Source organism: Leptospira biflexa serovar Patoc strain 'Patoc 1 (Paris)', assembly GCF_000017685.1.
GTDB lineage: Bacteria > Spirochaetota > Leptospiria > Leptospirales > Leptospiraceae > Leptospira_A > Leptospira_A biflexa.
Genome location: NC_010602.1, coordinates 768,452 through 790,634, shown reverse-complemented (window position 1 = coordinate 790,634; position 22,183 = coordinate 768,452). Strand labels below are relative to the sequence as shown.

Genomic DNA, 22,183 nt, shown 5'->3' with positions numbered 1-22,183 from the left:
TCATCAAATAGATTTTTCCAAGATGAAAATTCAATATAGAGTTCATAATTCCGTCACCATTTCCCGTTTCCTCCCTGTGAAAGCAGGTGTTTTCCAATCTGAATGTAAAAAGTTCGAACTTTTACTTACGACCACAAAAGACTCAAAACTAGGAACTGTCCTCAGCCCTAAATTGATCTGGAGAGAGAGCACTCGTCCCGAAGTCGGATTTTCTGTCGACCATCTGGAATTAGAGCTCACAGACCTACCCGAAGGGAATGGGTTTAGCCTCTTCCAACATGGATACCAATCCTGGTCGATCTCAAGGAAAGTGGAAAGTTCTGATACCGATAGGTCTCCTCTCTTATCTTTTTTGCACTACTCCCAAGAGAATGTTTATTCCAAGAATGAAGCGAAGGTTGGAAAATTTATCTCGGAATACCTGACCCTTCTTTATAATAAAGAATCACAAAATGGTGTTTTGTATGCACCTCTCGAAGCGGGAGAATTTGGAACGAAGTTTGAAGTAGTCTTTGGTAATGAAGGAAATGTAACTTCCGTTAAAGTTATATATGATGTCCATTGCCTTCCTGATTTGCGTCCCAATGCAAAACTAAATATTTCCAAAATCAAAGTTTTGTTTTTTAAAGGTTCCCCTGAAACTAAATTATTAAAATACTTTGAAGAACTTGGTAAAAAAGAAGGTCCCGCCAATTTACCTAAAAAAGTTCCCACTGGTTGGTGTTCTTGGTACTATTATTATACAAACATTGATCAAAAAACCATTTTGGACAATCTAACGAAAGTTAGAGAACTCAATTTACCTTTTGAATTTTTCCAAATTGATGATGGGTACCAAAAAGAAATTGGAGATTGGCTCATTCCAAATGAAAAATTCCCTGGAGGGATGCGAATCCTTGCGGATGAAATCAAACGTGTTGGACTCAAACCCGGGATATGGCTTGCCCCTTTCCTTGTCCGAAAAAAATCAGAATTCTTTCGCAAATACCCTGAGGCCATTCTCAAAGACCAAAATGGCAAACCAGTTCCCGCATTGTACAATCCTTTATGGGGAAGAGGTTATACCTATGCTCTCGATATCACACATCCGACAGCATTAGCTTACATAGAAAAGGTATTCACAACACTTGTCAAAGAATGGGGTTACCCTTATTTGAAATTGGACTTTTTGTATGCAGGACTTTTGCCAGGGGATGTATATAACAAAACTTTATCGCCCCAAGCTCGTTACCAAAATGCATTGGAACTCATCCGAAAAATCGTTGGGAAAAATACATTCCTATTAGGATGTGGTGCTCCTATGTTACCATCGATTGGATTTTTTGATGGAATGAGAATTTCTTGTGATGTGGCTCCATTTTGGAATCCAGAAAGAATACGAATCTTACTTAAAGATCGAAATGCACTTTGTACCAAAAAAGCTCTCATCAATGATATCACTAGGTCTTCGATGCACAGACATTTGTGGCTCAATGATCCGGATTGTTTACTCGTCCGCAAAAAAAAGAACAAAATGAACGAAGCACAAACGAAACTGATGGCTTCCGTCATGGCAGTGTCAGGTGGTATGTTACTGGTCTCGGATGATTTGACAAAATTAGAGATGGATCGTTTGGATCTCTTAAAAAAAGCCTTCCAATTGAATAGAGAATGCCAAGCCTACACTCCGATCCCCATTGGAATTTTTGAGAATGAATTCCCACTCGCACTCTACAACCCAGGTGGGTATTTAGGAATTTGGAATCCAACAGAAGAAGAAAAAATTGTAAAATTCACATTACCTCCAGGTGTTAAAACCAAAGCCCCATTTTTGGATTTTTGGACTGGCACACGAGTGGATTTACATCCTGTTGACGGTGGATTTGAAACCACTTTGCCTGCATTTGGTTCTGTTGTGGTTTCTGTTTAAGAAAGAAAATTCATTGACGGTTTTCAAAATAAACTTAGAATTTTTGCAATTCGACGTAAGAGGTTTTTTATGCGTTCCATAAAAGTTTTCACATTGATTTCTGCTTTGGCATTGTTCACATCAGTTAACAATTGTTCTATTTTAGATTCCGCTTCCGGTAGTGCGAGCCGTTTAGGTGTATCGGTTTCCGATTCTACATCTGCATTGGTCAAATCGATTTCGAAAAGTATCTCTTCTATTTCAGAAGAAGAAAAAGAAAAAGCAATGAACGAATACAAAGAAGACATCATAGCAAGTGTAACTTTACAAATTCGTTATGAAAACCAAAAACAAGAATTGGAAAACCAACTGGCTCTGATTGCTAAAAAACATGGAGTTGTTGCTTGGAAATCCAATCCTTCCACTTACATTGCCATTGGACAAGGTTTAAAACAAGCAAATCTTTCTCCTTCTGAAATGAAGTTAGTAACAGAAGATGTGGCAAAACAAAATGTAGTTGTCGCAAAACTCGTATCAAAAGGTTACAATTTATAATTCACAAGTTTTTTGGGCGGAAACCTTCCGCCCTCGTCATTATATTTTTCATTTTATTTTTCCTTCTCAATTTCCTTTTTCCCATATTATCTTCTCCCATTCCAAAGAAACAAAACCGTTATGGATTTTTATACATCGATTCCAACTCTGGCCAATCCAGTGGGGGACATTCCGCTTTGCTCCTCGGCGACCGTGTTTATCATTTACAATTTTCTTTTGAAGACAAAATTTTCCACATTGTTCGCGAAGCTTGGGATAACTTTCGTTTCCAGTATGGTGTGATTGAAAATCGAAATATTGAATTTTATGAATGGAATCTTTCAGAATCCGCCAAACAAACATTACGCCAAAAATGGAATGAATTGTATTTGGTACAGGAGACACACATCCAAAACCAAAAAAATTTAGAAGAAGATTGGGAATGGACCAATCAAGAGAAAACTAAAGAATATTTTCAAAATAACATTACTGGGTTTGGATATTTCATAAAAATCGAAGATCCAAACTCACCAATCCCAAAACTTTTTTCCTTTCAAAAAAAAGATTTTATTTCGATCAAAAATGACATAAACCGTTTGTTTAATGGTCCTACTGAAGTTGATCGAATAAATGTCACTACTTTGCCCGATACGAGTTCCCCCCTTCGCCTCATCGCAAACATAGAAACCGATACGAACAGACTCATCCAAAACGAGCGAAAGTATTTTGTGCGTCAGTTTTTAGTAAACCCAGTCCTTTTGTATGATCAGGCATTTGTAAAATTAGAAGGGAAACAATTTTCTCTCACGTTAGACGAAGTGAAACTTTGGAAACACTACCGTTCTAAACTTGTATCCGAGTTGAAATTATGCATTTTAGAAAATGATTGTAAGGATTGGGAAGAGATGACTCTTCTCTTACGTATCCTCTATCTACAAAAATCCATTGAAGAAGGACAAATTGTATTTCCGAAAAAAAACTTCACAGGTTTTTCCTATTTGGAGTTTACCGAGATACCTGTATCCATTCTAAACACCAAACAAAAAGAATACGATCAAATCTTGATTGAAAAACGAAAAGAATTTGGAAAAGGTTACCATCCGATTCATTTTTATAATTGGGAATCTTTTTTGTCTCGTTACCAAAGTTTTATCGAAGGGAAATCTTTTACAGAAGGAGTTGAATTCAATTTGGAAGGAAAAAATCCTTATCCTTGGAACATCAATCCCAACATCCAATCTGGATCAAAAGATGAAACCGCTAACAGAGAAAAACAATGGAAAACATATACAAAAAATATCCAAGACTTATATTCATACCATTTAGTTTTACAAAACTGTACGAATGAATTATTCCATTATCTTAATTTAATGTTCCCTAATGGGAAAATTGGTGATGAAATCTTTTGGACTCCGCTGACAAATAACGTGTTTGGTTTGAATTTTATTCCTTCGGTTGCGGCTTTAAAAATTGACTTAAGGTCTGACAAAAAAAATTATAAATTTTATCCATCGTATAGAAATCTAAAACGAAACCAAATCAAAGACTGGACAGAAAAAAATATAACCGAACGTTTTGTTCCCACTTCCAAAATCTATTCTCAAAATCCAATGGATCATTCGTTTTTATTTTTTACAGAAGAGAGTGTTTGGAGTCGTCCCATTTTTGGATTGGCAAATGCCATCTGGGGACTCGGTTATACGGGGATTGGAGTTTTGAAGTCACCTATGGACAAAGGGAAGGATTTTGGAAAAGGAACAGAATCTATATTTTATAGCCTTCCTGAGCTTTTTTTCTTTAATATCAGAAAAGGTCATTTTCCATTTTTAACAGCTGAAGAAATTCCAGAAGAATATTACGAAATAGAATCCCAATGAAATACTTAACACTTTACCTACCCTATCTCTTTGTCGGTTTTTCGTTATGGCTTCCCACCAAACCTTGGTTTTTCCCAGGGGATGAAGTCACTTATTTTGCCATTTTGATACTATTTGTATTGTTCCAGTCCTTCTTACTTTATTTCAAAACGAAACATTCTTTTTTAGAACACTCGTTTCAAAATTATTTACCTTCCAATTGGATCATCGCGAGTTTTTACTTTTTGTTTATGTTATGTTTTCCCATCCTCAATCGGAGTTGGGGGGATGGACTTTTATTATTAGAAACCAATCTATTAGAAACAAAACTCTTTGGATTCCAATTTACCTTAGATGAAATTTTGGAAAGTATCCTACATAGCCAACTCACCCATGTTTTATCCTCTTTTCAATTCCCCGAAGATCCAGTTCTTTCCTATTCGATTCTATCATATGTAGCCGGTGTTTTCTTTTTATTTGTTTTTTTGTCTATAGGTAAAAAACAATCAAAAGACGTATCGATACTTTTTCTTCTTTCTTCGGGTGGGATTTTACTTGGATTTGGATATGCTGAAAATTATACATTAGTCACAGCAACTCACTTAAGTTTGTATTTATTTTTATATAGATATACAAACAGACCAGAAGAAAATGACTTTCTTTTGTATGGAAGCACGGCACTTGTCGCCTTGTCGATGTTATTCCATTTAGTATCTGGTTATTTAGTAATTGTATTGGTTTATTTGTGGATATATCATTCTCCAAAAGAAAAAAAGATCAAACATCTGGTTTTTTGTACGCTACTTGGATCAATGATACTATTGCCTTGGTTTGTATACTTTAGTGCCTTCCATGACCCGACAGTGGATCATAATAGCACTCACCTCATCCACCCGCCATTTTATCCATTCAAACGATGGATATCCGCCAACCATTTTAAAGAGATACTTTCCGTTCTTTTTTGGAATGTTTTTTTGTCCGCATTCTACTTACTCTACCAGTTTACATTTCAAAAAGAAAAGTGGAAACTGTTCATCAACAATCCTTTTCACAAACTGATGTTAGTTGTAATTTTGGCATTTTTCCTACATGGTTTTTTCCATAATCCACAATTAGGATTTCCAGCTGACTGGGATTTAATGGGATTTTACTGGTTACCCATCACCTTTTTGGCATTTTTATATTGGAAACATGAGGCTCGTATTGTTTGGGAATGGATTCCACTCCTAATGTTTGGAACAACACTTGTCATTGTATCAGCAATACAACTTAACAAAACCAATCCGAAAGATGAATTGCTTTGGGAGATCACAAAAAAATCAATCTTTACTTATGCAAATGAGAATGAATTTTTCATCAAAAGTTTACCGAAAGAAGATAAAAAGTTTTTCGCTAAAGGTGATTTTTTATTTTTTAAGGGGGAATACATCACCAAACAGTTATGTGATTTCCCAGAAAAAAAATTCCTAATTGAATCTATGAAGCAACATCGAAAGCAATGGAAAGATGGTTTTTTAAAAGGAACATTCAAATCAAAAGAAAATCTGAATGTATTTCTAACGGAAGCAACAAAAACAAATGTTTTGTATCTTAAATCTCTAGAAGCAAATAAGATATGTCATCCGATGCTTTAGAAGAAGATTCCAAATATTGGATATAATTGGAGATTTCTGCTTTCATCGCGTCAAATCGATTCTCTCCTGCGGGCAATTGCACTAACGATTGTACAAGTGGATGAGTGCTTGAGGCAAGGAGTCCGTCCGAATACAAAAATAGAATATCTCGAGAATCCACTTGGATTTGGTTTTCTGCAAACTCCATATCTTTCAGGATTCCTAAAATTTGTCCCGATTGGTCTTGTAAGATCATAGGTGCTCGACTGTCTTTTGGGAATACAATTGGGAAAGGATGTCCACCCCTTGCATAAGTAATTTTTTTTTCAGTATGATTCACTACGATACTAATCGCTGTCATACTATGAGTTCCAATTTCATTACATAATTCTCGATTCAATCGAGACAACAACTCAGATGGGGCAACTGTTGTCGTTCTTGCAAGTTCCTTATGAATGGTTGTCATCAGTATCGCAATGAGTCCAGAAGTCACACCATGGCCTTCAATATCACCCATTAGGATCAATGTTCTGTCAACATCGAGTGGGATCACTTGGAAAAAATCTCCAGAGACAAAGCTGACTGGTTTGATTTCAGAGTGAATTTTATACTTTAAAGTAGGTAAATTCATCGTTTTGGATTGGATTTTTGCGGCAAGACGAAGGTCTCGTTTGATCGACTCATCCATTGACTCTTTATCTTTTAGAAAATTATAATACTCAAATGCTCTAGAAATGGCCGCCTCAATGGATTTTGTATGGAATGGTTTTAAAATAAAATCGGATGCCCTATGATACAAAGAAGAGACAACTGTTTGGATGTCGTGTTCTCCTGTCATCATGAGTACTTGTGTTTTGGAATCGATTGCTTTGATTTTTGGTAAAACTTCCAATCCAGAAGTTTGAGGCATGTTTACATCCAGAAACACGATGGGATTTTTTTCCCTTTCGAAGTATTCCAATCCTTGTAATGGATTAGTGAAATACCGGACAAAGTATCCTAACCCATTCACGATCAATTCTAAAGTTTCACAGATTTCGGTATCATCATCTATGATGAGAATTTCAGGTTTAAAAGAATACTCGGACATCTACGATGATTATCGGAGTTTCAGAAGCTTATTTTGAGACCAATTGGAATTTTAGTTTTTCTTTTACTTCATCCACTCGGCGAAAATACGCTTCATGGAAGACTTTTTTCTCTAAATAGGGATCGGTGCAAGAAATCATCTCCCCATATTTCCATTCATACAGTTCTCCATTTTCATACTGAACTCTGTTTTGATGGATTTGTGAAGATAAACTTCGGAGATTTGTCCCACGAAAATTTCGAACAAGCGCACGAAATGTACCCTCTTTTTCTGGATCAATGAAACGAAACTTTCTGGAAAATAAAACGGCATCATGGAAGTATTCTGGCACATTAAAAGCACCAGAAGTACCCAATCGTTTTGAGAGCACTCGAATGAAATCTGTGAACTCATTCAAAACATTTAAGCCAGGGTATTCTTGTCCAAAGTACAATTCTTTTTTGAGATCACCTGGTTCAAAATTGATGTTTTGTGTGAGTAACCAATCGATATAAATCATAGGAAACTGTTCATCGTCACCTTTCAATTGGAACTGAGATACTTTGAGGCGAGTATGGACTAAAATTTTTTTAGATTCTGTTTTGATATAAATGCGATTATCAAAGTCGTTGAGAATTTCTAGTTCGATAATCGGATTGTGAAATCCGCGTTTTTCCACAGCGGAAATCATTCCCGAACTAACTAACAACTGTTCTACTTCATAATGAGTAAACCGATTGAAAAGTTTTGGTTCCATGTTTAAGGAGGTATTTAATTCTTTTGATACATCAACCAAAGACAAATCGTCCAGACTCAACCAATCGCTCTGGTTTTTCTTTTTGTCTGTTGAAGAAAATACTCCCATTATTTTTCACCAAAAGCTGTGATTGTGTTAAAGTGAATTTCAACTGTATCACGAAAGTCTCTTGCATATCCACCCGCCAAGGTGACAACACAAGGGATGTTTAATGATTCAGCAAATTTTCTAACCATCAAATCTCTTTCTTTTAAACCTTTCATGGATATTTTTAGTTCTCCAAGTGAATCATCTTCATATGGATCGGCACCTGCAACATAATAAATGATATTGGAATCAAAATCCTTTCGTATTTGGTTTAAAGAAGTTTCTAGGATCGAAAGGTATTCATCATCTTTGGTATTGGGTTCTAAATTCACATCTAAGTTAGATATTTCTTTCTTGGGGTAAAGGTTCCCTTGGTGCATCGAAAATGTGAAAACTTTGTCATCATATTGAAAAATATACGAATTGCCATTGCCTTGGTGTAAATCTAGGTCAATGATGAGTGCATTGATATCCGGCTTTGTTTCTTTTTGTTTCTTAACCGCAATGGCAACGTCATTTAAATAACAAAATCCCTCTGCTCTGTCAGGAAAACTATGATGGTATCCACCACCCATATTAAAAGCAAATTGGTGTTTGTCGGAAAGTTCACTTGCAAGGACTGTCCCACCCACACCATACATAAAACTTTCCACAATACTTCGATTTAATGGAAGTTCGGAATACATAGTCCTTGGTGTGTGTTCGTAACTAAAAAGATCATCCAAATATTCTTTTGTGTGAACTAACTCTAAATCAGCATCATCAACTTTTTTGGGTAAAAGAATATCCCAAGATGCATACACTGGATCCCGTTTGACACGGTTATAAAGATGGGAATACTTATGAGCAGGGAAAACATGACCAGGTAATTCGAGGTTGTACGAAGAATGGTAAATGAGAGCGAGTGCATTTGATGCCATTAAATTGATATTTTTGCGAAAAATGACACAAGTCAATTCAATCCATACAAATTACTTGCAGGAAAAAACAAAAAAGCCAAGTTTAGGGTCTATGCTGGAAGACCTAAAAATCCCCAAAAAACGCACGAAAATTATTTGTACCATTGGACCTGCTTCAGCAAATCGAGAGACAATTCTCAATTTAATTTATGCTGGTATGGACCTCGCTCGTATGAACTTTTCTCATTCCACTCACGAATACCACAAAGAGATTTTTGAATTGTTACGGGAATGTGAACAGGAATCCGGAAAATCAATTGGGATTTTGGCTGATTTACAAGGCCCCAAAATCCGCACAGGCAAACTCGGAGCAGGTACCATCGAACTAAAAGCAGGGGACCAAATCGCCATCAATAACAAAGGAGATTTTTTAGGGAACAGGGATGAGATTGGATGTACCTACCAATACATTTTAAATGATATCGATGTTGGGCATAAAATTCTCATCGACGATGGAAAACTGGCCTTTGTTGTAAAATCCAAATCGAAAGAAAAAGCAATTTTAGAAACTGTCATTGGTGGGGTTTTGAAAGACAATAAAGGGATTAACTTACCAGGGACTCCCATATCTGCCCCAGCACTTTCTGAAAAAGACATTGAAGACTTACAATTTGCACTCTCTCTTGGAGTGGATTACATTGCCCTATCATTTGTTAGACGAGCAAATGATTTAGAGATGGCACGTCAATTTATGAAAGATAGTTATGCAGGCCTTATCGCCAAAATAGAACGACCTGAAGCCATCCAAAATATCGAAGAAATCATTGATCACTGCGATGGAATCATGATCGCGAGAGGTGATTTAGGTGTGGAACTTGATACACAGTATGTACCGATCATCCAAAAAGAAATGATCACAAAACTAAACCAAAGAGGAAAACCAGTCATCACCGCCACACAGATGTTAGAGACAATGATTGACAACCCTCGTCCCACAAGGGCCGAGGCAAGTGATGTGGCAAATGCAGTAATGGATGGAACTGATGCGGTGATGTTATCTGGAGAAACTGCATCTGGTAAATACCCAGTGGAAACTGTGAAAACAATGACGAGCATCATCCAAGCGGCAGAAGAATCGGAAATTTATTTATCTCATTTACGTAGTATGAACCGCACTGAATTTGAAGTGGAACGAACGGCTCTCGGTAGTGCTGCTGAATCGATCTCCAGATCCATTCATGCAAAGGCAATCATCAACTTCACAAGGTCAGGTTATTCGTCCTTACTTTCATCGGAATTTCGTCCGCTCAATCCTATTTATTCGTTCACTCCTTTTTTGGGAACTGCAAGGAAGATGCAATTGTTTTGGGGAGTGGAATCCTATGTGATGCCGATGATGGATAAGTTTCCAGACATGATCGCATTTATGAGTAAAACGTTAAAATCGGAAGGGAAATTAAAATCGGGAGATACGGTTGTGATTCTGTCAGGTGCACCTGGATCAGTGGCGCAAACGGTAGATTTCATACAGATTCACAAAATCAAATAACAAGTGTTTTACGAATTCCTTGGGCGGCAATCACACTTGTCGTCCAAGCGTTTTGAAAATTAAAACCACCGGTAATCCCATCCACATCGATCACCTCACCCACAAAAAATAATCTTTTGCAAAGTTTACTTTCCATGGTTTGGAATTGGATTTCCTTTCGATTCACTCCACCTGCTGTCACAAATTCTTCTTTGAACACACCCTTTGCTACCATTTGTAATTTTTTTTGGGTTAAATTTAAAGATAAAATTCGAATCTCTGACTTACTCAAATCAGAATAACGTTTGTTTGCCTGCAGATTTGATTCTTTGAGTATCCAATCAAAAAAACGAGAAGGTAATTTCCAATTGGGATCTTGGGATACTTTATCGCTCGGATTGGTTTCCTTTTTTTTGAAATAGAAGTCTTCCACACTCGGTGCGGACTCACCACCAACCCAGTTGAGAGATAAATCCACTTTATAGTTGGCTTCAAACAAAGTGCGAGCCTCCCATGCGGAAAGCCGGAGCGCACAAGGCCCACTCAGTCCCCAGTGGGTGATAAGGATCGGACCATTTTGGGTTTTTCCTTTTGGTAAAATTCGAATTTCCGCATTGGGAACCACAAGTCCTGTTAATTCCATAAGATCGGTATTTTCTAACGTCAAAGTGAATAAAGAAGGTACTGGGTCAATGATGCTATGACCTAACTTTTCCAAAATCGTCCACACCTTTCGATTGGATCCGGTGGCCATCACGACGATATCAAAAAACTCTTCCCTACCTCCTTCCCACAATAATCGGAAGGATTCTATTTGGTTCTCTAATTGGTAAATCCCAACTAACCCTTGTTCGAAGTGGATTGGAATTTGATTGGATTTTAATTCATCTAAAAAACAGTTGATGATGGTCTCTGATTTGTCTGTGATGGGAAACATCCTACCATCAGGTTCGGCTTTGAGTGCCACACCTCGTTTGGCAAACCAAGCAATGGTATCTTTTGGTTGGAAACGTTCGAAGGCCCAACGTAATTCTTTTTGGCCACGGGGGTAACGAAGGGATAAAAGTTCTGGTTCGAATAGTTGGTGAGTGACATTACACCTGCCTCCACCTGAAACACGAAGTTTTACCAAAGGTTCTTTTGATCGTTCGAATATTTGAATGGATGCCTTCCCCGCAAGTGATTCATAAATCTGCAAAGCCGCAAAACACCCCGAAGCACCCGCTCCTATCACCGCAATTTTGGGTTTTTTCCCCAAAACTTACCACTCCCCAGTATTTGGCATGGAAACCCAAGGTTCTTTCGGTGGCAAAGGATTCCCTTTTTGTAATAATTCGATGGAAATAGAATCTGGTGACCTAACAAATGCCATGCGACCATCCCTAGGTGGCCTACTGATCACTACTCCCATGGATTGGATTTTTTCGCAAAAATCGTAAATATCATCTACTTCGTATGCCAAATGTCCAAAATTTCGCCCAACAGTATATGCTTCCGCCTGATCCCAGTTATATGTGAGTTCGATTTCGGAAGCATTCTCTTCCCCTGTAGACAAAAATACGAGGGTAAATTTACCTTCTGGGTAATCTTTCTTCCGAGAAACTTGTAATCCCAAAACATCGACAAAAAAATGGAGGGCTTTCTCCAAATTTTGAACACGAATCATTGTGTGTAAATATTTCATTAGTGAATGGCTCTATTATGTAAAAAAATACACCAAGAGAAATAGCCAAGAGAAATACTTAGGAATTTCGACCGAAAGCCATTCTTTTTTCCCTTCGAGTAAATTTCCTAAGGAATAAAAAGAAAACACAAGTAAAACAAAAACGGAACACACTTCAGCCAAACCATAGAAATGCATCCGCTTTAAAAAATACAAAGTCATTACGGTTGGGAACATAAACTGAAAGAAAAGAGTCACTCGGTAAAGGAACTGACCTGATGCCAATCGGTGAACGGGTTGGTATACTTTATTGGTTAATTCCAAACGGTGGTGGGAGAGCCAAACTTTAGGATCGCGCACCCCACGATCCTCTGCGATTTGTAAATCATCAGGGCGCACAGAAGGATAGGAGAAAAACGAAACAATCCCTTGCCATTTCTTTTTAGTTGTTAATAAATCGGAAAACAAATCTTTTAATACATGAATGTTCGCTTGGATTGGATCATAATGATGCAATTGAGTTGTGAGTCCATACCTTGGTTCAAATTTTTCCTCACAAAAGGTGCCAAAGAGTTTATCCCATATGATAAAGACTCCACCATAGTTTTTATCGATGTATTCTGGATTCATCGCATGGTGCACTCGATGGTGTGACGGTGTGACAAACACAGCTTCAAACCAGTTAGGAAGTTTTTTGATGGTACGAGTGTGAACCCAAAATTGGTAGGTTCGGTTCAGGGCATCAATGATGAGATAGGACTCCACGGGAAAACCCAATAAAGCCAGTGGCAGATAAAACATTCCAATCCCAATATTGCGTATGAATGATTGCCTTAATGCAACCGACAAATTGAACTCTTCACTCGAATGGTGCACAACATGAGATGCCCAAAGGATTTTGATTTCATGGCTATACCGATGGGCTACATAAAATAAAAAATCCAAAAGAACAAATAAAACCACCCAATGCAAAAAGGAAGAAGTCCCAAGAAAGTAGTGGTCGAGTGTTTCCGCACCAATGGAGAATTGATACAATTTGGAATAAAGATAAACGATTCCTAATAAAATTAGGCCGTCAAAGATCCGACTCAATACTCCCAAACTCAAATCAGCAAGTGAGTCTTCATAAAAGTAATAATCTTTTTTTTTGAATCGAGTGTAAAGAATCTCAATGAGCATCAAAAGGAAATAAAAAGGAACAATGGATTCTATCAGTCTCATAAACTTACCTTAAAGATTTTTATATCGATAGGAATCATAATAGGAAAGCAAGTATCTTTCCTATGTTTTTGATTGGGACTAAAAAATTTATGGAAACCAAATCATGAACAATTTAAAATCTAAACTTGTTCGTTATTGAAATTTAAAAAAGAACAAGTGAAACAATAACGAACGACACAATCACTTCAATTGTTTGCTTAATTCCAAATTCATTTCAGAGAATGATTGACTCAAGGCAGAGTTCCATCCTATCACAAGAGCTTCCGCATCCTTTTTTTCGATGATGACATTTTGTTTGAATGTTTTTCGAAACACTGGAGATGAGATACTGTCTTTATCTTCGAATACAACTACTTCAAATTCGATGACTGCTTTTGGTTCCTTGGATCGGAAATCACCATACAATTGCGATAAATTGAGTTCGATATAATGAGTCACACCCACTCTAGTGTGTAGGTTTGCATCCCATTCAAAATTCCCAGAGCGAATCAGTGATTTAGAAAGTTCTTCTTTGAAATTATGAGATGGCGGAATAAAAAATCCATTATAAAAATCAGATTCATAAACTACATTGTCTTTACGATAAACAAATTCTTTTCCTTCAAACCGAGGAGAGATAAAAACTTTTCTGACGAAAAATGTGCGAGGTTTTGGCGGAGAAAACAATTGTTTGGTTTCATTCGTTTCAATTAAAAAAAATCGTTTTTCAGGGAAGGTTTTACTCACGCCAAAACATTGTGTGAACAAAACACTCATTGTAATCAGTATTAAAATTCGATCGGTAAATTTCATCGAGGTCATTTCCAAAGTTTAGACTTGTTTGGAGCATCTCCAAATAGGAACTGAGATGGGTATTTTTTTGCATTGGCTGTGACTTCTTTTAAGTCTTCCGATGCAATTCTCAGATTTTCTATCGAAGTTGTGATATCACCTTGGTTCGAGGCAAGGAGAGTATCCAATCGTTTAAGAGTGGTTTGTAATTGGGCGACCGATTGGTCCAATTTTTTCGGTAAGTTCTGTGTTTCAGGACTTGCAATCAATGCCTTCACTTCACCATTGGTTTTCCTTAAATCAACAAGTAAGGAAGTGGCTTCTCTGGAGAGATCACCTAACCTTGCATCTAAGATGGTTTGGTTTAAATTTTTGATCAAATCACCAACACCAAAGAGGATTTTATCCACATCTGCTTTTTCTACCTTTTCAAAAAACTTATCTACCGAGGCAGTAAATCTTGAAATGGTACTGGGCGCGGATGGGATATAAACCGTTTTTGGCTCCCATTCGATTGATAAAGGTGGGTTTTTTTCTGGATTGAGGTAATCCACTTCCAAATAAGCAGTTCCGGTTAACCCTTGTGATGCGAGCCTAACCCTTAATCCACTTTTAATCATCCTTTCTACCGTTTTTTTCAGGTTATTTCCATAAACACCTTTCACAAAATCCGGTACCGACATTTTGATGAGAACATACCTTCCATAACGAAGTGCCGTATCATCGTTTAGTTTGTCTGCATATTCATTTTGAACAAAGGTGATTTCTTGGACGGTTCCCACTTTGACACCTCGGTGTTTGACAGGAGACCCTATGTCTAGTCCTTGCACAGATTCATCAAAGTAGGTTTCCAAACTCACTGACCTTTGGAAAATATTCCCTGCCGTAAAAACGATCAGAAAAAGGATCAAAGTAAAAAAACTGATTAGTACAAAGACACCAACTTTAAAATAGATTTTACTGGATTGGTTCATAAGGGAGCACTCTCCTGTGGGATTCGATTGAAAAATTGCCTTACAAATGGATCTTTTGATTTCTCTTTCAGGTCTTTTGGTTTTCCATCTGCGATGATTCCTTTTTTGGATTTGTCTAACATGATCACTCGGTCGGCCATCGTAAATACCGATGGAAGTTCATGCGTGACGATGACAAACGTAACACCTAAGGTTCTCGACAAACGAATGATCAAATGATCCAGTTCCACACTTGTGATCGGATCAAGTCCTGCACTTGGCTCATCTAAAAATATAATTTCTGGGTCCATCGCCATCGCACGTGCAATGGCTGCTCTTTTTCTCATTCCTCCGGAAAGTTCAGCGGGCGCAAGATGCGCAAAAGGAAAAAGACCAACCATTTTTAATTTTGTCATGACGATTTCATTCATAATGGGAATGGGAAGATTTGTAAATTCTTCCAAGGGTAAGCGAACATTCTCAAGTAAGGTCATTGATCCAAACAAAGCACTTTGTTGGTACATCACACCGATTCGATTCCAAATCTTAACTTTTTGTTTGCCTTCTGCTAATACAATGTCATCATCATCAATCCAAATTCGACCACTGAATGGTTTGGTTAACCCAATCATATTCTTTAAGACTGTTGATTTTCCACAACCGGAGCCACCAAGGATTCCAAAGATTTCTCCTTTGTTTACTTCAAAGGATATATCTTCCATGATCACAGTGTGACCATATCCGGTTGTTAGGTGTTCGACTCGAATGATCGGTTTGTCTTTCATATGCGTAGATAAAAAAATAAGACGGAAAAAATCCCATCTAAGATAGAAACCAAGATAATGGAACCAACAACGGCAGAAGTTGTTGATTCCCCCACAGCACCCGCTCCCGAAGCGGTTTTTAAACCTCGGTAACAACCGATGGATGCGATGATCATTCCAAAAAAATAAGATTTGAGAAGTCCTCCTAATATATCGGAAAGTCCCACGGCAATGTTCACTTGGTTCACAAATGTAATGAGTGGAAATCCAAAACTGACAAGGACAACGGCGCCACCAATGAGACCAAATAAATTGAATACGATGGTAAGAAGGGGTGTGACAATGAGGGAAGCCACAAGCCTCGGAATGATGAGAAATTGTACAGGAGGTAGTCCCATCGTGGTAAGTGCATCAATTTCTTCGGAAACCTTCATGGTTCCAAGTTCCGCTGCAAACGAAGATCCAGACCTACCGGAAAGAATGAAAGCCGTCATGAGCGGACCAAGTTCCCGAAACAAAGAAAGTCCTACAAGATTGGCAACAAAGATCTCAGCCCCAAATCGCCTCATAGGGATTGCAGACTGAAAGGACATGATGAGGCCAAGTAAAAATCCAATCATGGCAATAATGGGAAAGGCATTGACGCCCATTGACTCAGCGACTCTAAAACTATCCTTCCACCTGATTTTCGAAGGGTGCAAAAAGGAACGCCAGAAAGAAACGGTGAGTTCGCCTGTAAACGTGATTAGGTATTTGAATTCCAACAAGGAATCGATCGTGAGTTTTCCAATTTGTTCGGATTTTCTAAGGGAGACCGCCAACTGTTCATTGTATTTTTTGCTATCATCATTTGTGATATTGAGACGGTATTGAAACTTATCATTTAACTCACGTAAGACGAAATGAATGTTTCTAGATTCACATTCTGTTCTGATTAATTTCAAAAAAGAAATACCAGAAGTGTCTGTTTCTTTTAATTGATTTGCGAAAATGATGATGTTTCTTGGAGAGTTTTTTCCGATGAGTTCAAAAAAGATTACCCAATCCTTAGAAACTTCCTTTGTATTAAAAATTTCAGGTAAGTGGATTTCTAAGGTATTACCTTCCCACAAAAATGAAGATTGTCTTTGGTCAGATTCCACGTTTCAAACGTAAAACTAATTCAGAACGAAGGTTAGGCAAGTGATTTTATTTTACAATTGGATGCATTCTTTAGAACCTTCTATTTTATGGGAAACGTGATGATCCACCTAATTGCTTTTTCAGCAGGTTTGGCATTTTTGTTTGCCATCGGAGAATTCCTTAGGACCAATTCGAGCCGGCAAACGAAGGTGCAGGGATTATTATTTCTATTTGCTGCCTTTTTCCAAACTCATACCTATCTTACAGCCACTGAACTCTATCAAGTTTACCCTCATTTTTATTTGGTACATTTACCATTTACGGCATGCATCGGATCTCTACTCAAACAGTATTTCTCCGAACTTTGGAATGATAGCCCAAACAAAAATGAGTTTTCCTACTTAGAATTGGCCCCAGCTTTTCTTGTCACATTCTTGATGACTCCATTTTATCTCTCCTCGGCGGAAGAAAAAATTATGATTCATCAATCCTATTTAAAAATCGGTGTCCCTCTTCCCTTCCAAATCATCATCTTGATTGCTGTGCTTCCGATTTTTTATTCCGCCTACTATGTCTTTTCCCAAATGGTTCGATACATTCGTTGGGATCGTTTTAAAAAGTCAGCTCACTTACGTTTGGTGGGTCTTGTCGTTGGGTTTGGTGCTTTTGCAAGTGCCATTGGTGTGTATACCCTATTCTTTCATGCAAGGCATGGGCTTCAAATTGTTTCGACTTTTATAGGATTTTTAATCATCGGCATCTATCTATTACGCCAAAAAAGCCCTGAACTTTGGGGAGAGGTCCAAAGAATTGTTATCGAAGAAAAAAAATACCAAACATCTCAATTGGGATCCTTTGATTTAGAAGACCTCCACGAACGACTGAAGTTGCTAATGGAAACCAAAAAAGTGTATTTGGATGAAACCATCAATTTAGAAAAACTTGCCAAACAAATGAATTTATCAGAACACCAGCTCTCTGAATTTCTCAATTCGCATTTGAAAAAAAGTTTTTTCCATTTGGTGAACCACTATCGGATCAAAGAAGCAAAAGACTTTTTTATTCAACATCCCGAAAAAAATATTTTAACCGTTGCTTACGAAGTTGGATTCCCGTCCAAATCCACATTTTATGACGCCTTCAAACGTGAAGTGGGACAAAGTCCCAGTGAATACCGCAAGAATTTGAAAAAATAAAAACGAACGGATCGATTCGGAATCTTTTTTGATTCCGAATGGACCGATTCGGTCGATTCGTTAGACAAAACAGAGTAGAATGACTGAAGTCTAAAATTGGTCAGGAGATAAATATGTTTGGTGGTCCCGTTCAATGTGAATTGGTTCTTGATTGTGTAACCAAAATTGGGTTTGCCCAAGGTGTTTTGAATTTATTGCGATATTATCCAATAGCAGGATTTGCTTTCTTACTATTCTATGTTTGGCGAAAGGATTTTTTTGAAACCTATCGCATCCAAAAACTCTATCCAAAAGCAGAGAAAGTTTGGAAAGAGTTCCGCCAATCAGCTGTTACCTTGCTTGTATTCACACTCGTTGCTGTCACAAATATCACCTTGATGAAAGCAAAAATTTTTCCAAGTTCCGTTTACTTTGGACCTGTTTCTGGTGTTTGGGGAATCAGTTATCTATTGATCAGTTTTGTTTTGTTTACTGTTTGGCATGAGACTTGGTTCTATTGGATGCACAGGTTTGCTCATTTGAAAAAAGTATACCCACACGTGCACTCCGAACACCACCAATCTGTAAATCCTTCACCACTTGCCGCGTATCGTTTCCAAGCTACCGAAGCTTTTTTAGAGGCGATCTACATTGTTCCGTTTGTGATTTTTGTCCCCGTTCATTTTTACGTCGTACTCTTTCAAACTTTCTATGCGATGATTTTGAATATTTGGTGGCATTTAGGGTATGAATTTTTTCCAAAAGGTTGGGCGTCTCACCCCATTTCCAAATGGATCAATACATCGACACACCACAACCAACACCACCAAAAATTCCAAGGCAACTATTCCTTATATTTCAATTTCTGGGACCGTATCATGGGAACGAACTTCCCCAATTACGAAGCCTACTATGATCAAGTGGTGGAAGAAAGAGAGAGGAAAAAGCGGGAAAAAGGTTTGGTTGGGAAAGAAAAGAATCAGATACTAAGCGTTCAATCCTAGATTTTTTCTTGTCATGCGGACATTTCTTCTTTCCTATTGGAAGGATGTCCGAACTTGTTCCAGGAATTTATGATCGGATCATTGACTTAGAATTAGCTGAAGTTATAAATTCAGCAGACATCAAACCAATTCTACGAGCTATTGATGATGAAGAATCTCCTGCCATCTATTCCTTATTCCTTGCAAATATCCTAAAGAAGAAATTAAGATCTCTCAAACCAGATAAACAAATCCAAATTTTTAATGAGATCATTGATTTACTTTGTGCAATAGATGGTGAACGATACTTAGATCGTAAAAAAATTCTCGGGGCCTACCCCACAAAACTTCTCTTATCCACAAACGAAAAATTCAAAAGACCAACAACACCACTTTATATAAGTTCTCTGCTTACTGGTCAGGGGAACGATCCTCCTCTGAATCACGAACTTCGAATGGAACTGGCAACAGCAGACAAAGTTGATATCCTCGTTTCATTTATCAAATGGTCAGGTCTGAGGTTACTTTTTCCATCTTTCCAAATTTTAGCAGATAACAATATTCCTGTTCGGATCATTACTACAAGTTATATGGGCGTTAGTGAACCAGAAGCTTTACAGAAGTTAGCAGAATTTAAGAACGTAACGATTCGGGTATCTTACGATCCTGATAAAACAAGACTTCATGCAAAAGCCTATCATTTCCATCGAAATTCTGGTTTTTCGACAGCTTATATTGGTTCGGCGAATATGACACACGCCGCCATGACAGAAGGTTTAGAATGGACAGTGAAAGTGACTGCCCAAGATATGCCACATATTTTAGAACGCTTCACTGCTGAATTTGAAACATATTGGGAAAGTCCAGAATACCAAAGATTTGATTCAAAAGCTGATTTTAACCGATTTAAGAACGCTTTAGATACATATAAAAAATTTGATTCAATTCCCTCTGCATTTTTTGCGGAACTGACACCTAGAGTTTACCAAGAAAGAATATTGGAAGAACTAATTGCAGAGAGAAGATTAGGTAACAATAAGAACTTAATTGTTGCCGCTACTGGGACAGGGAAAACAGTAATCTCTGCATTTGATTATAGACGATATTCTATCATAAACAATTCAAAACCTTCACTTCTCTATATCGCTCATAGAAAAGAAATCTTAGAACAAGCGTTGTCTTGTTTTCGGATGGTGTTACAAGATCAAAACTTTGGGTCTCTATTCGTTGATGGTATCAACCCATTTTCAGGAACTGAAGCACCATTACACATTTTTGCTTCCATCCAAAGTATCAATTCAAAACAAATTTGGAAAATTTTGGGAAAATCTTTTTTTAACTTTATCATTATTGATGAAGTGCATCATAGCAGTGCCTCAAGTTACCGCTCTATATTTTCTGAATTCACACCTGAAATTTTATTAGGGTTAACTGCCACACCTGAACGAATGGATGGTGAATCGATTTTGCCTGACTTCAATTATAGAATCACATCCGAAATTCGATTGCCTGAAGCGTTAGAAGAAAGGTTACTTTGCCCTTTTCATTACTTCGGGATTACTGACAATATTCAACTCAAAGGAGAACAGTTTTGGAAAAACGGTAAATTTGATTTAATTGAATTAGAAAACGTTTACACTGGTGATGATATCACCGCCAAACAAAGAGTTAACCTAATTTATAAATCTATTAATCATTACCAACCAAATTCAGAGGAATTAAAAGCAGTTGGTTTTTGTGTAAGTGTTAAACATGCAAAGTTCATGGCAGAAAATTTTCAAAAACTTGGGATTGATGCCGAGACCATCTTAGGTGAAACTGATTCGGAAACACGAAGACAACGTATTATCGATTTTAAACAAAAGAAAATCAAAATCCTTTTTACTGTCGATATCTTTAATGAAGGAGTCGATATACCAGAAATCAATACTGTTCTATTTCTAAGACCAACAGAAAGTTTAACGATCTTTTTACAGCAATTAGGTAGAGGTTTAAGGCACGCGCCCAATAAAGATGCATTAACCGTATTAGATTTTATTGGTCAAACTCATAAAAAATATCGAATTGACAGAAAGTTCATTTCCCTTTTGAAGAAAAACAGGAATCGATTATTAGATGAAGTAGAATCTGAATTTCCCAATCTCCCATCAGGTTCTGTTATTCAATTAGAGCGAATTGCAAGGGAAACAATTTTAGAAAAAATCAAACAAGTTTACAATGATCTCATTCATTTTATTCCAGAAACGATTGAAACCTGGTCTCCACAAAAAATGGGTGAACTAACTTTCTTCAATTTCATTCGAGAAACTTCCTTGTCTCCGATTGCAGTGTTAAAGAAAAAAACTTGGTCACAGTGGAAGGCTATTGCTAATAAGCAATCTGATCCAATGGATATAGATATTTTAAAAGGCAAATCAGCATTACTTCGAATCTCCCTTAGATCATCCACTAAGATTTTAAATGCAATGATTCATATTGCTGACGGAAATGATTCTTACATTGAATCAGATATTGCATTGCAAACAAGCCTTCATTATTTGATGTGGGGAGAAAAGGGATTGAATTTAGGAATCCAAACCTGGAAAGAATCGTTAGAGAAATGGAAAAATAATCCTAGTGTTGCTTCGGATGCCAAAGAGATTGCTGAATGGCGTCTGGAAAATTTAGAATTCCAACCAAAAAAGATCAAAATGCCAATTCCATGTGATCTTGAATTACATTCTTATTTAGGTTCCAGTGAGATCAAAGCATCTTTGGGTTTGGCAACAATCAAAAATCCAGGTCCAACTGGACAAGGTGTCATACATATTGCTGAAAAGAAAATTTATGTGCATCTTGTTACATTCCAAAAAGAAGAACGTGATTTTTCAATCACAACCTTATACAAAGATTATCCAATAAGCAAAACGAAACTCCATTGGGAAAGCCAATCGACAATTTCGATAGATAGTCAAACTGCTAAAAATTATTTTGAGTTTCAAAAATTGGGATATACCATTTTATTCTTTGCCCGTGTGAATAAAAATATAGAAGGAGAAACAGCTCCTTTTTTATTCCTCGGGCAAGCAAAATCACTGATAGAATGGAAAGGGGAAAGGCCAATCTCCATGATCTGGGAATTAGAACACCCGATGCCATCTGCGTTTTTTGAAGAAGCCAAAATGGTATGATCCAAACCAACTCCTCCGAGTTTTCACCGCAACTCCCACTTCCCCCACTTTCTTTTTGAATTCTTGTCATGTGGCCAATTCTTCCATTTTTTCTCCCTTTGTGACATAAAATGACTTTAGGAGGAAGGAA

Annotated in this window: 18 protein-coding genes; 8 read left to right on the top strand and 10 right to left on the bottom strand. The window is 37.3% G+C overall.

Annotation, left to right across the window (positions count from 1 at the left end; genetic code table 11):
• Nucleotides 1-22: 22 nt before the first annotated feature.
• The 4 genes from LEPBI_RS03800 to LEPBI_RS03785 all read left to right on the top strand — a co-directional run bounded on the left by LEPBI_RS03800 (nt 23) and on the right by LEPBI_RS03785 (nt 5,912).
• Nucleotides 23-1,909 carry a glycoside hydrolase family 36 protein gene (locus LEPBI_RS03800; protein ID WP_012387789.1) on the top strand — a complete coding sequence of 629 codons (1,887 nt, stop codon included), beginning with the start codon at nt 23-25 and terminating at the stop codon, nt 1,907-1,909.
• Between the two features lie 69 nt (nt 1,910-1,978).
• The gene (locus tag LEPBI_RS03795; protein ID WP_012387788.1) at nt 1,979-2,443 is read left to right on the top strand and encodes a putative lipoprotein; all 465 of its coding nucleotides are present in this window, start codon (nt 1,979-1,981) and stop codon (nt 2,441-2,443) included.
• Between the two features lie 176 nt (nt 2,444-2,619).
• A complete protein-coding gene (locus LEPBI_RS03790; RefSeq protein ID WP_012387787.1) occupies nt 2,620-4,299 on the top strand; it encodes a hypothetical protein in 1,680 nt (559 codons plus the stop codon).
• A complete protein-coding gene (locus LEPBI_RS03785; RefSeq protein WP_012387786.1) occupies nt 4,296-5,912 on the top strand; it encodes a hypothetical protein in 1,617 nt (538 codons plus the stop codon). Before LEPBI_RS03790 ends, LEPBI_RS03785 begins: the two co-directional genes overlap by 4 nt.
• On the opposite strand, the gene LEPBI_RS03780 is transcribed toward LEPBI_RS03785, so the two are convergent.
• Genes LEPBI_RS03780 through LEPBI_RS03770 form a run of 3 tightly spaced genes read right to left on the bottom strand, consistent with a single transcriptional unit; the run spans nt 5,869 to nt 8,724 of the window.
• On the bottom strand, nt 5,869-6,981 hold the full coding sequence (locus LEPBI_RS03780) for a SpoIIE family protein phosphatase (protein ID WP_012387785.1): 1,113 nt from the start codon (nt 6,979-6,981) through the stop codon (nt 5,869-5,871). The genes LEPBI_RS03785 and LEPBI_RS03780 overlap by 44 nt on opposite strands.
• Before the next feature lie 28 nt (nt 6,982-7,009).
• Nucleotides 7,010-7,825, bottom strand: a complete 816-nt coding sequence (locus LEPBI_RS03775; RefSeq protein WP_012387784.1) for a hypothetical protein — start codon at nt 7,823-7,825, stop codon at nt 7,010-7,012.
• On the bottom strand, nt 7,825-8,724 hold the full coding sequence (locus tag LEPBI_RS03770; RefSeq protein ID WP_012387783.1) for a histone deacetylase family protein: 900 nt from the start codon (nt 8,722-8,724) through the stop codon (nt 7,825-7,827). The genes LEPBI_RS03775 and LEPBI_RS03770 overlap by 1 nt, the downstream gene beginning before the upstream one ends.
• A gap of 91 nt (nt 8,725-8,815) precedes the next feature.
• Here LEPBI_RS03770 and pyk point away from each other — a divergent pair, with 91 nt between their 5' ends.
• On the top strand, nt 8,816-10,252 hold the full coding sequence (gene pyk / locus LEPBI_RS03765; RefSeq protein WP_012387782.1) for a pyruvate kinase: 1,437 nt from the start codon (nt 8,816-8,818) through the stop codon (nt 10,250-10,252).
• Here pyk and LEPBI_RS03760 read toward each other — a convergent pair.
• The 7 genes from LEPBI_RS03760 to LEPBI_RS03730 all read right to left on the bottom strand — a co-directional run bounded on the left by LEPBI_RS03760 (nt 10,245) and on the right by LEPBI_RS03730 (nt 16,745).
• On the bottom strand, nt 10,245-11,489 hold the full coding sequence (locus tag LEPBI_RS03760) for an aminoacetone oxidase family FAD-binding enzyme (protein WP_012387781.1): 1,245 nt from the start codon (nt 11,487-11,489) through the stop codon (nt 10,245-10,247). The genes pyk and LEPBI_RS03760 overlap by 8 nt on opposite strands.
• Nucleotides 11,490-11,492: 3 nt before the next feature.
• On the bottom strand, nt 11,493-11,915 hold the full coding sequence (locus LEPBI_RS03755) for a VOC family protein (RefSeq protein ID WP_012387780.1): 423 nt from the start codon (nt 11,913-11,915) through the stop codon (nt 11,493-11,495).
• Between the two features lie 15 nt (nt 11,916-11,930).
• Nucleotides 11,931-13,115, bottom strand: coding sequence for a sterol desaturase family protein (locus tag LEPBI_RS03750; protein ID WP_012387779.1), 1,185 nt, complete (start codon nt 13,113-13,115; stop codon nt 11,931-11,933).
• A 180-nt stretch (nt 13,116-13,295) separates the two neighbouring features.
• Nucleotides 13,296-13,916, bottom strand: a complete 621-nt coding sequence (locus LEPBI_RS03745; RefSeq protein WP_012387778.1) for an ABC-type transport auxiliary lipoprotein, LBF_0736 family — start codon at nt 13,914-13,916, stop codon at nt 13,296-13,298.
• Complete coding sequence (locus LEPBI_RS03740) at nt 13,913-14,860, bottom strand: MlaD family protein (protein WP_012387777.1); 948 nt, start codon at nt 14,858-14,860, stop codon at nt 13,913-13,915. Before LEPBI_RS03740 ends, LEPBI_RS03745 begins: the two co-directional genes overlap by 4 nt.
• Complete coding sequence (locus tag LEPBI_RS03735; RefSeq protein ID WP_012387776.1) at nt 14,857-15,624, bottom strand: ABC transporter ATP-binding protein; 768 nt, start codon at nt 15,622-15,624, stop codon at nt 14,857-14,859. Before LEPBI_RS03735 ends, LEPBI_RS03740 begins: the two co-directional genes overlap by 4 nt.
• Nucleotides 15,621-16,745 (bottom strand): MlaE family ABC transporter permease, encoded by a 1,125-nt coding sequence (locus tag LEPBI_RS03730; protein ID WP_012387775.1) that lies wholly within the window; start codon nt 16,743-16,745, stop codon nt 15,621-15,623. The genes LEPBI_RS03735 and LEPBI_RS03730 overlap by 4 nt, the downstream gene beginning before the upstream one ends.
• A gap of 87 nt (nt 16,746-16,832) precedes the next feature.
• On the opposite strand from LEPBI_RS03730, the gene LEPBI_RS03725 reads away from it, so the two are divergent.
• The 3 genes from LEPBI_RS03725 (at nt 16,833) to LEPBI_RS03715 (ending at nt 22,053) form a co-directional block, all read left to right on the top strand.
• Nucleotides 16,833-17,921, top strand: coding sequence for a helix-turn-helix domain-containing protein (locus LEPBI_RS03725; RefSeq protein ID WP_041769635.1), 1,089 nt, complete (start codon nt 16,833-16,835; stop codon nt 17,919-17,921).
• A gap of 113 nt (nt 17,922-18,034) precedes the next feature.
• On the top strand, nt 18,035-18,904 hold the full coding sequence (locus LEPBI_RS03720) for a sterol desaturase family protein (RefSeq protein ID WP_012387773.1): 870 nt from the start codon (nt 18,035-18,037) through the stop codon (nt 18,902-18,904).
• Between the two features lie 44 nt (nt 18,905-18,948).
• On the top strand, nt 18,949-22,053 hold the full coding sequence (locus LEPBI_RS03715; RefSeq protein WP_187148069.1) for a DEAD/DEAH box helicase: 3,105 nt from the start codon (nt 18,949-18,951) through the stop codon (nt 22,051-22,053).
• Nucleotides 22,054-22,183 lie beyond the last annotated feature (130 nt).